The 13,462-nt window shown below is 42.3% G+C and carries 8 protein-coding genes and 4 tRNA genes; 8 read left to right on the forward strand and 4 right to left on the reverse strand.

Annotation, left to right across the window (positions count from 1 at the left end):
* Positions 1-193 precede the first annotated feature (193 nt).
* A complete protein-coding gene (locus J8Z23_RS16930; protein WP_012842212.1) occupies positions 194-1,825 on the reverse strand; it encodes a methyl-accepting chemotaxis protein in 1,632 nt (543 codons plus the stop codon).
* 552 nt (positions 1,826-2,377) lie between these two features.
* On the opposite strand from J8Z23_RS16930, the gene J8Z23_RS16935 reads away from it, so the two are divergent.
* The 4 genes from J8Z23_RS16935 to J8Z23_RS16950 all read left to right on the forward strand — a co-directional run bounded on the left by J8Z23_RS16935 (position 2,378) and on the right by J8Z23_RS16950 (position 4,792).
* Positions 2,378-2,464 (forward strand) — tRNA-Leu (locus J8Z23_RS16935).
* A gap of 37 nt (positions 2,465-2,501) precedes the next feature.
* Positions 2,502-2,575, forward strand: a tRNA-Cys gene (locus tag J8Z23_RS16940).
* 308 nt (positions 2,576-2,883) lie between these two features.
* The gene (gene amyS, locus J8Z23_RS16945; protein ID WP_085343761.1) at positions 2,884-4,407 is read left to right on the forward strand and encodes an alpha-amylase; all 1,524 of its coding nucleotides are present in this window, start codon (positions 2,884-2,886) and stop codon (positions 4,405-4,407) included.
* Between the two features lie 130 nt (positions 4,408-4,537).
* On the forward strand, positions 4,538-4,792 hold the full coding sequence (locus J8Z23_RS16950; RefSeq protein WP_012842214.1) for a hypothetical protein: 255 nt from the start codon (positions 4,538-4,540) through the stop codon (positions 4,790-4,792).
* 74 nt (positions 4,793-4,866) lie between these two features.
* On the opposite strand, the gene J8Z23_RS16955 is transcribed toward J8Z23_RS16950, so the two are convergent.
* Together J8Z23_RS16955 and J8Z23_RS16960 are read right to left on the reverse strand one after the other, a co-directional pair.
* Positions 4,867-5,655 (reverse strand): lipase family protein, encoded by a 789-nt coding sequence (locus tag J8Z23_RS16955; protein ID WP_047009223.1) that lies wholly within the window; start codon positions 5,653-5,655, stop codon positions 4,867-4,869.
* 68 nt (positions 5,656-5,723) lie between these two features.
* On the reverse strand, positions 5,724-6,653 hold the full coding sequence (locus J8Z23_RS16960; protein ID WP_434635584.1) for a CHAD domain-containing protein: 930 nt from the start codon (positions 6,651-6,653) through the stop codon (positions 5,724-5,726).
* Positions 6,654-6,954: 301 nt separating this feature from the next.
* On the opposite strand from J8Z23_RS16960, the gene J8Z23_RS16965 reads away from it, so the two are divergent.
* The 3 genes from J8Z23_RS16965 to J8Z23_RS16975 all read left to right on the forward strand — a co-directional run bounded on the left by J8Z23_RS16965 (position 6,955) and on the right by J8Z23_RS16975 (position 9,816).
* Positions 6,955-7,041 (forward strand) — tRNA-Leu (locus tag J8Z23_RS16965).
* Positions 7,042-7,077: 36 nt separating this feature from the next.
* Positions 7,078-7,151 (forward strand) — tRNA-Cys (locus J8Z23_RS16970).
* 982 nt (positions 7,152-8,133) lie between these two features.
* A complete protein-coding gene (locus J8Z23_RS16975; protein ID WP_434635852.1) occupies positions 8,134-9,816 on the forward strand; it encodes an Ig-like domain-containing protein in 1,683 nt (560 codons plus the stop codon).
* A 72-nt stretch (positions 9,817-9,888) separates the two neighbouring features.
* On the opposite strand, the gene J8Z23_RS16980 is transcribed toward J8Z23_RS16975, so the two are convergent.
* Positions 9,889-11,175 (reverse strand): hypothetical protein, encoded by a 1,287-nt coding sequence (locus J8Z23_RS16980; protein WP_434635585.1) that lies wholly within the window; start codon positions 11,173-11,175, stop codon positions 9,889-9,891.
* A 680-nt stretch (positions 11,176-11,855) separates the two neighbouring features.
* Between J8Z23_RS16980 and J8Z23_RS16985 the strand changes: the two genes are divergently transcribed.
* Entirely contained in the window at positions 11,856-13,451 is a 1,596-nt protein-coding gene (locus J8Z23_RS16985) for a hypothetical protein (RefSeq protein WP_005398290.1), read from the forward strand.
* The last annotated feature ends 11 nt before the right edge of the window (positions 13,452-13,462 follow it).

Here is a 13,462-nt window from a genome sequence, read left to right on the forward strand (position 1 = left end):
TCCGTACGCGTTTTTTGTATTGGTTATGTTATTGAGTACTTGGGGAAAGTACCTGACGAAGTAAAACGCTCCAAGTAGTGCTTTGGAGCGTTTTTGAAGATCATGATTCAATATACCTAAATATATCTCAGTGATTGCACTCAATTTGCGCAAATCGAGGTTGATTCAATATCAACTAAGGTATCAACTGAGTTTAACTCAGTTTAAAGCGGCTCATTACATCTTTAAGAGAAATTGACAGCTGGCTTAGCTCACGACAAGCCTGTGCGGTTTGCTCTGAGCCCTGTGATACTTCTTGAGATGCCAAGTGTATGTTTTCAATGCTACGGTTAAGCTCTTCTGCAACAGAGTCTTGCTGGTTACAAGCCGTGGCAATTTGGGTGCCCATGTCTGAGATATCAGAAATCGAGTGTTCAATGTCGCTCATCAGCTGTTTTGATTGAATGCCTTGCTCTGCACATTCTGAGATACTGGTTCTAGAAAGTTCTGTCGCAGATTTCGCGTCTTTTGCAAGCGATTGTAGCTGTTCAATGATCGACGTAATTTCGCTGGTTGAATCTTGCGTACGGCCTGCAAGTGTTCGAACCTCGTCCGCAACCACGGCAAAACCGCGACCAGACTCACCAGCACGCGCAGCTTCAATGGCTGCATTAAGCGCAAGTAGGTTGGTTTGATCGGCAATGTCACGGATAACATCAACAATAACGTTAATTTTATTCGATTGCTGTTCAAGCTCTGCCACAGTATCGCCCGCAGCGCCAATTACGTTTGAAACTTCATGAATCGCGTCAACCATGCCTTGCGTTTCACGAACACCATGTTGTGTACGACGGTTTGCTTCGTTAGCTTGGTTCGCTGAATCTTCAGTATTACGTGCAACATCGGCTACTGCTGCTTTCATTTCTGTCATTGCCGTAGCAATGTGTGTGATTTGCAGTTGTTGATCTTTCATACCAGACGCAGAAATATCAGAGATTTGATTCATCTCTTCTACTGCACTGCTTAACTGTGTGACCGCAGCAATCACGTTGTCGATAACTTGGCGCAAGTCATCTTGCATCTTAGTGGTCGCATCCGCCAGCTCACCTAGCTCGTCATTGCCGATGGCTTTACGATCGATGTCGTTTGATAGGTCACCTGTTGCGATGGCATTTGCTTGCTCGACAACAAGTTTTAGTGGGCCACAAATAAGGCGTGTCAGCACGTACGTCATGCCTACCATGATAAGCAGAATAATCACGTTGCTTGCAATTGACGAGTTACTCAATCCATTTACAGAAGAAAGAATATGAGTTTTGTTACTGTCCATAGCATTTTTAAGTAGACGGATCAGTTCACCGAGCTCAGAGTCAACCGCTTCGAAAGCAGGTAAAGAGTTCGCCAAAATAGGGTGGGCCTTGCTTTTGTCGTTGGCTAGCATCGCTTCGTTGTACTGATCCATAGTGACCAAGTACTTTTTCCACTGACGCATAAGGCGCTGGTAAGTTTGTTGCTCTTCACCAGGCCAAATCGTTTCACCGTAAGAATCGAGCTCTTTGCTGATCTTTTCACGTTCGCGAATGTTGCTGGCAATTTTGTTTCTGATTTGGTCTGCGTCTTCATAAGTGTATGTCGCAAACTGAGCACGGCGCCAGCGAGACAAGTGATCTCGGATCGAATCTACTCTTTCCATAGCAGGAAGCGTATCATCGGTATAGTTTAAAAGCTCAGATTTAATGCTTTTGAGCTCTGTAGATAAAAATACGCCAAACGCAATGTTGACGATGGCAATGAGTAAAAACGATAGCGATATCTTTTTCGCTATAGAAAGATTCTTGATAGACATTAGTGATATACCTTGTTTTTCTTATGGTGTGTCGCCAAAGTAAACCACGTCCTTATATGTGATATATGTCCATTAAATTACTGCAACGAGTGTAAGCTATCATTATTTATTGATATTTTCGATAATGAATTGAGCTTTTTTTGAAAATAAAAAATGTCAATGATTTTATAAAGGTACGACCACATTCGATGCAAAGTTATCGGTAACAAAATATGATATTTCGTGTGAAACAGTGCCAAGAGTAGGGGCTCCAATTGTTACAGATGTTACAGAGCTGAAGAGAGTGGTGACTACGATCCGCGTTAGTCAGGCGTTTACAAGCTAAGCCGTTACGGGCATCAACATGTGTGTGACTTAGAGTTGATGAAAGCTAACGAGTGTTTCTTGGCCTAATTGAATGCCAATTGTACCGTCTGGATCGCTTTTTAAGCACTTAAATCAAAAAGATAAAATTTATTGTTGACCAGATAAATTAATCCGTTAAAGTACGCCTCGTTCTCACGGCAAAGGTCGCTGAGACAGATGGTGTCTAACCCATCGCATGATTGCGTTGCCCTGGTGGTGGAATTGGTAGACACAAGGGATTTAAAATCCCTCGGCGTTCGCGCTGTGCCGGTTCAAGTCCGGCCCGGGGCACCATCAAAATCTTTGGTAACAGAGATATAAAAATCAGAAAGGCGCCTTGGCAGAGTGGCTATGCAGCGGATTGCAAATCCGTGGACCTCGGTTCGACTCCGGGAGGCGCCTCCACTATTTCGAAAGCCAGTCTTAAATGACTGGCTTTCTTCGTTTTAAATCCATCAATCTATACTCGTTCACGCTTCTCTAAATTCCTCCCATGTTTTGATCACCATTCAATATTTTCAATGCGCTAGTCATTGATTTTATAAATGTTAAATAACTCAATAATTGTATAGGGTGATTGGTGCTAATTTCTCTTCGATTGTAATCCGAACTTTTTGTATCACAGGCAGCAACTTGGCTAGCGTGACCGTTGGCAATGCTTGGTGTGTATGAGCAGAAAGGAGGATTTTAGTCCTTAACGTGAGAGAAAAATAATGAAAACATTTAAATTAAAACGCACTATTTTACCTTTAACCTTGTTGTTAAGTTCATCTGCATTGGCTGCTGAGAATGGCACAATGATGCAGTATTTCCATTGGTATGTGCCTAACGATGGCACACTGTGGACTCAAGTGGAAAATAACGCTCCAACGCTAGCAGAAAACGGATTCACAGCGCTCTGGCTACCACCTGCATACAAAGGAGCGGGTGGCAGTAATGATGTCGGCTACGGCGTTTATGACATGTACGACTTGGGGGAGTTTGATCAAAAAGGATCAGTGCGCACCAAATACGGCACGAAAGATCAGTATCTTAGCGCTATCAATGCCGCTCACAATAACAATATCCAGGTTTATGGTGACGTGGTGTTTAACCACCGTGGTGGTGCAGATGGGAAATCTTGGGTTGATACTAAGCGGGTAGATTGGAACAACCGCAACATTGAACTTGGTGATAAATGGATTGAAGCGTGGGTGGAGTTTGATTTCCCTGGACGCAACGACAAGTACTCTAACTTCCATTGGACTTGGTACCATTTTGATGGCGTGGACTGGGACGATGCAGGTAAAGAAAAAGCCATTTTTAAATTCAAAGGTGAAGGTAAGGCATGGGATTGGGAAGTCAGTTCTGAAAAGGGGAATTACGACTACCTTATGTATGCTGACTTAGACATGGATCATCCTGAAGTTAAACAAGAACTGAAAGATTGGGGTGAGTGGTACATCAACATGACTGGTGTTGATGGCTTTAGAATGGATGCGGTGAAGCACATCAAATACCAATATCTTCAAGAATGGATTGATCACCTACGTTGGAAAACAGGGAAAGAACTATTCACGGTCGGAGAGTACTGGAACTACGATGTGAATCAGCTGCATAACTTTATCACCAAAACTTCTGGCAGCATGTCTCTATTCGACGCACCGTTACATATGAACTTCTACAATGCGTCTAAATCGGGTGGTAGCTACGATATGCGTCAAATCATGGATGGTACGCTGATGAAGGACAATCCAGTCAAAGCGGTAACCTTAGTAGAAAACCATGATACTCAACCTTTGCAGGCGTTGGAGTCGACGGTTGATTGGTGGTTTAAGCCGCTCGCTTACGCGTTTATCTTATTGCGTGAAGAAGGTTATCCATCCGTGTTTTATGCAGATTACTACGGCGCGCAGTACAGTGATAAAGGGCATGACATCAATATGGTCAAAGTGCCTTACATCGAAGAGCTCGTAACACTGCGTAAAGACTATGCGTATGGTAAACAACATTCTTATCTCGACCATTGGGATGTAATTGGCTGGACTCGCGAGGGCGATGCAGAACATCCACATTCAATGGCAGTGATCATGAGCGATGGACCAGGTGGCTCGAAGTGGATGTATACGGGCAAGCCAAGTACACGCTATGTCGACAAGTTGGGCATCCGAACTGAGGACGTTTGGACAGATGCGAACGGGTGGGCTGAGTTCCCTGTAAATGGTGGATCTGTCTCGGTTTGGGTTAGCGTTGAGTAATCCATTCTTGTGATTTTGATACAGAACAGGCAAATTTTGATGAAACTTTGCAGTGAATCAATACGTTATTTGATATTCATATAACAAATGAGTAACTTATATTTGAGCATTATCTAGAGGAAGATGAAGAATGGAATCTATTGCTGATGTATTGGTTGTGGCTATTGTGTTCGGTGCCATATTTGGGGGCGGGATAATTAAGTTAATCTTGAATCATCGTAAAGAAGTAAGAGCCTTGGAGATATCTGAACGTAATACAATGAGCCAAGAAGAACAAGATAACCTTAACAAGCAAATTGGTGACTTGAAGCGACGCGTTGAAGTGTTAGAGCGCATAGTCACAGATAGCAAATATCAACTTGAAAAAGAAATTGCCTCTCTGTAATTCACCACAAAAACGTAAAGCCGGCTGAGTCCGGCTTTTTAGTGCCTGTACATCATAGTTTTAGGGTACTTAGCTCAGCGTTCGTCAAAGAAGTCTTTATCGCGGATGTATTTACTCATAAAGTGATAAGAGAATGGTCGCATCAACCAACTAAATAGAGAACGTCCAAGTCGAATGAACGTTGGCGTATTCTCGTATATTTTCCCGTTATACAACCATAGCATTTTGCCTACATGCCAATAGAGAAAAGGCACTGGCGGCATGAATGTCACGATGTCGATGTCGCAACAAATCCGGTAAGTTTTGTGCCCCAAACGATAGCGTTTTTTAAAGGTCCAATCTCCAACTGCGGGCTGACCGAAAGTCACGACGCGTTTAATGCTCTTTGGGTATTTTTTCTCAATATAGTCGGCAAAAACACTGCCAATCGCGCCACCTGAAGAGTGACCAGTAATGGTGATTCTTTTTCCCCTAAGAATGAGCGGTACAACGATACCTTCGAGGCGCTCGATCACGGTCAACCCCAACCGATCTTCATTTCGGCTCGGTAAACTTTCTTGAAACAGAAGATGATAGAAACCCGCGTGAATGCGGTAATTCAGTCCCAACCGTCGACAGCTTCTCGTCCACATCGCGAAGTTTAACAACCAATCACTGATACTGTGTGAGCCTTTAATTACTACGACCACTTCACTCTGTTTTTTACTCCAGAGCACGCGAATCATAATCTTACCGTGTTCATTTCTAATGACTCGTTGCCCATTAGGATCGAATCCGTATTGAGTTTGTCTGAAGACGCGAGGATAGGCGAGATTACAGAGTACGGCATAGCGCTCATATTGGTATCGTTTTAATGGTTTCACGTTATCTTTCTTTATGGAGCCTAACGACTGACTGTAATTAATGAATATTAAAAATACGTGAACCTAGGTTAGTGCTGGTAGAGACTTTGTGTGTTGGTATCGTGGATGAAAGCCTCAAATTGGTCTAAGTGCGTTAAGATGGTCTGGCGCGAGATATCGTGATGTTCACTAAGCACGTTAAGCAGCTTTTTCAAGGTCTTACGATCTTTTTTATTTAGGTTTACTGCCTCTTTGATCTGTGTGAAAAATTCAATTTGACTTGAAGTGTCGTTAAAATCACCGAGCTTGTCTTGCAATAGTTTTAATTGTTTCACGTTGTTTTTGTGCTGTGGGGAAGGGTAGAGTGCGGAAAACCCTTCTAGCAAATAACGCAGCGCTTTGCACTTTATTCTCATTGAGTGGATCACGTTGGCACTACTTTTGTCCGAGATCTTGCGCCGTGCTTTGTCGACCTTTTTAAATTGTTCGGAGACTTTTTGGCTTGCGAAGAGTAACGCAGGTACGTTGTTATCCACTCGTTCGTGTTGTGTACTTCGCAGCAGACTATTCCTGACCAAAGTGCAGTGCATAGTGTATTCTTGTGTCGCTAGCCAACGCGCAACTTTTGTCTGTTCGTAAGCACGTTCGGATTCTATAAAGCCAAAAAGCGGCTCAAGAGAGGGTTTGTGGTTTGGGAGCATTTCAATGTATTGGCTTTTGTCCAAGATAAATACGTCCAAATCACGCAGCTTATTTGTTTTCTTCATCATTATTTTTAAATGAGGTTTCAAAATACGCTGTTCAAAAGGAGGTATCAATTCGCGAAGTAGCAAGCATAGTGAGCGTATGCGCCTCAGTGTGACGCGATATTGGTGTGTATATTCAGGACCCAAGTCATGGACGATCCCCTGTTCCAGAGAGCGTGCATAATCAAATTCAGTAAGTAAGAAGTGGGGTACTACGAAGTCGAGTTCGGAATCAGTGTGTAGCGGTAATTGAAATGATGACTTTCGAAACATGATGAGCGCTTATTTATCCCCTGCGGTACGAGTTAAGTTTATACCCATACTGTCAATTTGTGCGACTTGTCGATTCCTCGTTGATATGAAGTGATGAAGCAAAGTAAACGAGAGCAAAACAAGCTGATGTTCTTGTGAGCAAAATGATCGCCCTTTGTTCGTTTGAGTTGGCTTTTTAACCATTTGAATAAAAAAGACTAATTTTTTGTTGACCAGATAAATTAATCCGTTAAAGTACGCCTCGTTCTCACGGCAAAGGCCGCTGAGACAGATGGTGTCTAACCCATCGCATGATTGCGTTGCCCTGGTGGTGGAATTGGTAGACACAAGGGATTTAAAATCCCTCGGCGTTCGCGCTGTGCCGGTTCAAGTCCGGCCCGGGGCACCATCAAAATCTTTGGTGACAGAGATACAAAATCAGAAAGGCGCCTTGGCAGAGTGGCTATGCAGCGGATTGCAAATCCGTGGACCTCGGTTCGACTCCGGGAGGCGCCTCCACTATTTCTAAAAACCGGCCTAGTGCCGGTTTTTTAGTATCTGGTATTGTCAAACTATTCTAATGCACACTTTTCAATTGAATAATTAACTTTTGTACAAATACCAACCTCAATTATCAGTTAATCATTCTTTAACTAGTTTTCCCGAATTGCTATCTATAGCGTCATATTGTCACGTGATTTTAGTTCAATACTGAAAATAAAGTTGCACATATATCCTGCTTGTTTCTCTATATGTCTCTAGTTGATATTGCACTGTATCACTCAGTCTGTCTTTTAATCGAGTATAAAACTAGGTGAGCAAAAAACTTTTCACCACTTTAATTTAACGCAAATTTAACAATTAAAGATGAATAATATTACTCAAGAGTTGTTGAGGTATATTATTCGAATGACTCGTTATTAAGTTAATGAATTTAAAGGTTATAATTTCATGCGATGAAATTGAGGTTGTTTTAGTTCAATTTCTACTTGTTTGATTTTTAATGATTTAAATTGGCTGTAGTGCAAGTGATTTATTAAAGTCATTGTTGAATACAAAGTTTGTTCATATAAAACAATCATAAGGTTATTTTAAGTAACTGACAAAAATGGACAAATTTATTATTACACAAACTTAACCTAAATTACTTATCGCTCTGGTTGAATTTTGACCGGTTGCTTTGCTATGATTCCGGCTCTTATATTTTTGGTGGTTATCCTTTTATAACCATGTTGATGTATATAGGAACATATTTGGCTTTATAGGCTAGGGCATTTTATTGCCTAAAATTTATATCATTTTACCCTACCATTTCTGCTTATATTGGCGGGAAGGTGAACTAGTTATTAATTTAAAATTAGGTGAAGCAGTGATAAAAAATATTAAAATAAATAGAACAATCCTAAATAAAGGGTTGTCATTTTTATTAGTAATATTCGCTTGTTTACAGAGCATCCATTACGCCAGTGCAGCAGGAAGTACGACGGGACAGCAAAATACATTGGTTATCCTGCTGAACTTCAAAGAAAACCCAAATGAGCAGCCATTAACTTTGTCAGAGGCAAATAATCTAATCTTTGGCACAGTGAATGACTTCTACCGTGAAAGCTCTTTTGATCAAATGTGGCTGTCTGGGAAAGTCGTAGGTTGGTTTAATTTGCCGTTGTCTAATCAGGTTTGTGATTTTACCGCTGTTCAAGATGCAGCGGATCAAGAAGCCATCGCTGCGGGAGTGAAGCTTGAAGAGTACGATCGTATTGTTTACTTGATGACAAAAACGGCATGTGGTGTCGCTGGATCGGCAACTATTGATGGCATGCCTTCACGCGCGCACATCAATGGTGATTTTTCTCCGATGAACATCGCTCATGAGCTTGGGCATAACTTTGGTTTGCATCACTCTCGTGCACTTGATTGCGGCGAACATACGCTTTCAGACAACTGTACGTTGCGTGAATACGGTGATACCTATGATGTAATGGGTGGTCCAGACATCGGCTATTTGAATACTTTCCAGCGCGAGCGACTAGGATGGCTAGAGGGAGAGCACGCCTCAAAGACACTGGAAGTTACTCAAAATGGTACTTACTCCATCGCGAATTACGAGACGACTAGTGATCAGCCAGTTACGATAAAAGTACCTCGTGGTACTGATCCTTCTACAGGTGCAAAAAAATGGTTTTACATTGAATACCGCCAGTCTATTGGGTTTGACGACTTTTTAGATGCTCGTTCTTACTCGTTCTATCGTGGGGACGTTACGGATGGCATCATCATTCGAAGCGCTGTAGAAGGCGATGGGCGCAGCAGTAATCTGCTTCACTTTAAAACTGATTCTGAATATCGTGCGGTTTTTGGCCGAAATGACTGGTTTGACCCATCTATGCCGGTCGGTGGTAGCTATACTGACCCAGACTCAGGTGTAACATTGAGTTTGGTGAGTGCAGCGAACGGCATCGCTGAAGTAAGCGTTGTCTTTGATGGCTCTGACAACGGTAATATCGGGACTTGTACTGTAAATGCTCCATCAGTGACTGCGAAAGCTGCAACAAACAACTCGGTTGCAGCCGGCGATGAGGTTCAATATCAGGTCACTATTACCAACAAAGATAGTGCAGATTGTTCAGCGAGCAGTTTTTCTGTAAACGCGTCAGTGCCAACTGGTTGGAAAGCAAGCAGCAATGCAATCACGCTAGCAGCAGGTGAAACCGGACAAGTAATGATATCAGTCGTATCTTCGGTTGACGCTAGTGATAAAGACTATGTTTTGAATATGATCGTGACGCACGGAGAGGACTCAAGTCTGCAAACCGCAGCATCCGTGAATTACTCTGTAACCACTGAAATCTCACCATCACCAGAGCTCGTTGCTGTTGATGATCAGGTGACTATGTCTTCGAAACAGTCGGTGATTATCGATGTGATGGCAAACGATGTTGTTGGAGAGCAAAACTCTGCAAGCGTGCTTTCTTTTACTAGACCGAGCAAGGGGCGACTAGAGCTGTTATCAGATGGCACCCTGCGTTACACACCTGAGAAGAAATTCAAAAATAACGACAGCTTTACCTATACCATAGGTGATGGTCAAAGCAGCTCGACCGCTCAGGTCTCAGTGAAGTTAGAGTCCTCATCTGGTGGCGATTCTGGCAACTCTGGTAACAATGGGAAAGGTAAGAATAAATAGAACGATATAGTTCGAAAGAAAACGCCTGACGAGTTAACGTCAGGCGTTGTTTTATTAAGTTGTAAGTAGACCTTATTCAGGGCAGTTAACAGGCTCTGGACAAGTTGGACATAGCGTACATTCTGCAGACGCTGTTATCGCTTCTACGACAACATTACCGAAGATAGTTTCACCACTCGCATCCACAGTATCTGTAAACGCTCTGACTTCTTCACCCGGTAATGGAAGGCCTTCACCATCTCCTGGGATTGGCTCGTAGTTACCAGTAAAGTCGTAACACTCAGCAGGCGCAAGCATACCAACCTGGATTGGATTCGAGTCTTTGTTGTCGATTACGACAATGCCGTCAATGGTGACATTGGAGGTATTACATACACTACCACTGTAATTGACTTGAAGACCGTATTCATTAATACCAGTATCTTCAAATCGATTCACGACGACGACACTACAGTCTTTCTCTAGAGACAATGAACCAGGGATGTTTTGGCTTGGGCATTCCCAATCTGCGTTGTCAGAAACCGCAACACCACCACCAGTTTCAAGTGCTGCGCTTACTTCTGCATAGTTAGTGATACCGTTTTGGTCAATAATAAACGAACCATTAAACTCTTGCGTTTGTCCAACGGCGAGCATCGCTAAATTGAACACATGGTCACCAGCAGCCATATCGTTGTCAACGGCTGTAGTGTCTGTTGCCACAACATCATACAATGCAAAGTCACCGGTGTTTTCTACAGTGAGTTTATAATTGTATTTCAAAGTGTTACCATTGACAACGTCACTAAATGTACAAGTTTTAGTGATTTTAATGTCTGGTACGCCTGGTGTGTAACAGAATGAAATATGACTTAAGCCATAGTATCTACCGTTTTTACCCACAGGTGCATGTAGTAAGGCATCATCTTGATACAATAATCCATCTGTAAAGTAGTTATATAGGTTTCCGTCAGGACCACCTTTCACAAAGATAGCTTGCATAATCACAGGGCTATCACCTTGATCCCAACTGAAGGTTTTTGCCCCAGGTTGTTGATCAATAACCACTTCAAGCATGCCATCACCGAAAGTGCCGTCTGTAACTGGCTCAAGCTTGTATTCTATCAAACCATCGATCCCTGGAAGTAATTGTTGACAGGTGTTATTCCCTTCAACAAATATTGGTTGCACGCCTCGGCTTGAAGGGTCGCCAGCGGATGCGTAAACAATTTGAGAGCTCAGCACTAAGCTAACCGCTATGACCCAAGTAAACAGCTTAAACATGCTGCTGATATTGATCGCTGTAAGTATATTCTGGCTACATAAAGTGGAACAACGGTAACTCTTACTGCCCCACCAAGAGTTAAATATGGTTTTCATAAAACCTCCTTGTGTAAGTGGGCTCGCTACGTCCTTGAGCCCACATACGTGATAGTTTTCTCACAGAGTTAAACTGCGCCAGTTGACTAGCATAGAGTGTTCCATATTTAACCTTTTGTATTTGTTGATTATTTTTTATTTTTGTACAGAGGGGTGAACAGTTTGTTTATATTTTCATAAATGGTTGAGCTAAAACTTATTCGCTAAACGACTGAATATGTTTTAGTTAAATGAGTATTCAATTAGATGTGTAAAGGATGTAACACTATGCAAACAGGTGTTACACATCACCTTCACATTATTGGGAGTACGTGAGTAAGCGTCTATTTCATATTCATAGTGGACAGTTTCAATACCGTCGCTTTTGCGCATCTGTCACAGGTGTAAACAATAAAGTGTCAATCTGTAACATTATCCTAGAACACGTATATATCTTTGTTATCGTAGGTTTTTTTGTCTCTTTTGTTTTCTTTCTCTTTCTTTAAAATTGAACACTCTGTTCATTCTCTTCGCTGTTGAAAATATTTAGTTTAATAAAATCATAACCTTAAGTAGTGGCATGCTCTATGCGTTATACGAGCTCGAAACGAAAGTTGTATCTCGCTTTCACTCTTTCTTAAAAGGCAATTAATGACATAGGGACCTTCGTCTAGCTTTAGAAGCGTTCTAAGGAGTAGGTTATGAATTCTTGTAAGTCAGGTATCTGGCATACGATGAAGAGCTTTCTTTATGCAATATTTACAAGCTTGCTAATAGGTAGCTCTGCATTTGCAACACCAACAGATGGCGTATTTGAGTTAGAAGCAAATGCTAATGCGATAGATGACTCTGGAGTAGGTGCTCCAGATGACTGGTCAACGCCGCCAAACAGTGGTGGAGCATTAGTATTTAGCTTTGAGAATGACACGGCAACACCGGATACAATCTTTACTGGTGGTAATAAAGACATCAAAGACATACCGGAACTTGGTTGGAAGACTGGTACGGTACTTGATAAAGGGGACATTCTTCATGCGTATGCAGCGGCATACAACATTAATAATGACCTTGTACTTACCTTTGGTGCAGACCGTTTTGGTAACAGCGGTGATGCCTTCTTAGGTTTTTGGTTTTATCAAGACTCGGTCAGTACAAACCCAGACGGTACATTCACGGGTCAACATATTGCTGGCGACCTTTTGATTCAGGTGAATTATTTGCAAGGGGCAAATGAGGGGCCAGAAATTTTGGTTCTTGAATGGGACACAACTTGTGCGAAAGCTGATAACAATAATCCACAAGATGGTCAGTGTGCTGCGACAAACTTACGTTTGAAAGTTAAGACAAATGCACTGTGTTCACCAGGCGCGCAAGATGTGTGTGCTTCAACCAATACAACTGACTCACCTGCACCATGGGCGTATACGCCAAAAAGTGGTGTCGAAAATGTCTTCCCTCCAGAAACCTTCTTTGAAGGTGGTGTAAACCTTACTGAACTTCTACAAACAGACACCTGTTTTAGCTCATTTGCAGCCGAAACAAGAGCATCAAGCAGTATTACCGCTCAGTTGAAAGACTTTGTGGTTGGTGACTTTGAGTTGTGTAGTGTTGATATCACCAAAACATGTAATCAAGCGGTCGTGAATGAAACAGAAGATGGTTACGTTTACTCATACAGCGGCGACGTGATTAATGATGGTGTCGGTACGCTCTACGATGTTGTTGTAGAGGATTTAGAAGCAGGTACTACACATAGCTTAGGTGCCATTGCTTCAGGTGATAGTGCTTCATACAGCGGCAGTTTTGAAAGTACAAGCAATGGTCTAACTAATACGGTGAAAGTCACAGCAGCTGCGACTCCGGGTGGCCAAGCGACCATTACTGATACCGCAAGTGATCCATGTGAGTCATTGAGCTTGTCTCCAATGATTAGTGTAACGAAATCATGTGAAAGCGGCTTCAAACTTACTGAAAACGGTATCATTGCAGAAGTGAGCTTCTCGGGAATGGTATGTAACACAACGCCTGGACTTACTTTAGTGAATGTTTCTGTTGTGGATGACTCAGGTACGCCTGAGGATGCTTCTGATGACGTGACAGTAGTGGATAATATCGAACTCGCTTCGGATCAATGTCAGTCTTATACTGGTAGTTATATCCCAACGGCATTTAGCAATGCAGAAACACAATCTTTCCGTGATACTGTGACAGCGGTTGGTTTCTTGAAAATCGATAATACTCAAGCGACGAATACAGCTTCTGCTGACTGTGATATTTGTCCTGCACCAAGCAACTAATTGACGTCTTG

This window comes from Vibrio sp. SCSIO 43086 (assembly GCF_051132235.1).
GTDB lineage: Bacteria > Pseudomonadota > Gammaproteobacteria > Enterobacterales > Vibrionaceae > Vibrio > Vibrio diabolicus.

Bases quoted from the DNA above. Each gene is read 5' to 3' on its own strand.
- J8Z23_RS16930 (WP_012842212.1), bottom strand. From the start codon at position 1,825: ATGTCTATCAAGAATCTTTCTATAGCGAAAAAGATATCGCTATCGTTT.
- amyS (WP_085343761.1), top strand. From the start codon at position 2,884: ATGAAAACATTTAAATTAAAACGCACTATTTTACCTTTAACCTTGTTG.
- J8Z23_RS16950 (WP_012842214.1), top strand. From the start codon at position 4,538: ATGGAATCTATTGCTGATGTATTGGTTGTGGCTATTGTGTTCGGTGCC.
- J8Z23_RS16960 (WP_434635584.1), bottom strand. From the start codon at position 6,653: ATGTTTCGAAAGTCATCATTTCAATTACCGCTACACACTGATTCCGAA.
- J8Z23_RS16980 (WP_434635585.1), bottom strand. From the start codon at position 11,175: ATGAAAACCATATTTAACTCTTGGTGGGGCAGTAAGAGTTACCGTTGT.
- J8Z23_RS16985 (WP_005398290.1), top strand. From the start codon at position 11,856: ATGAATTCTTGTAAGTCAGGTATCTGGCATACGATGAAGAGCTTTCTT.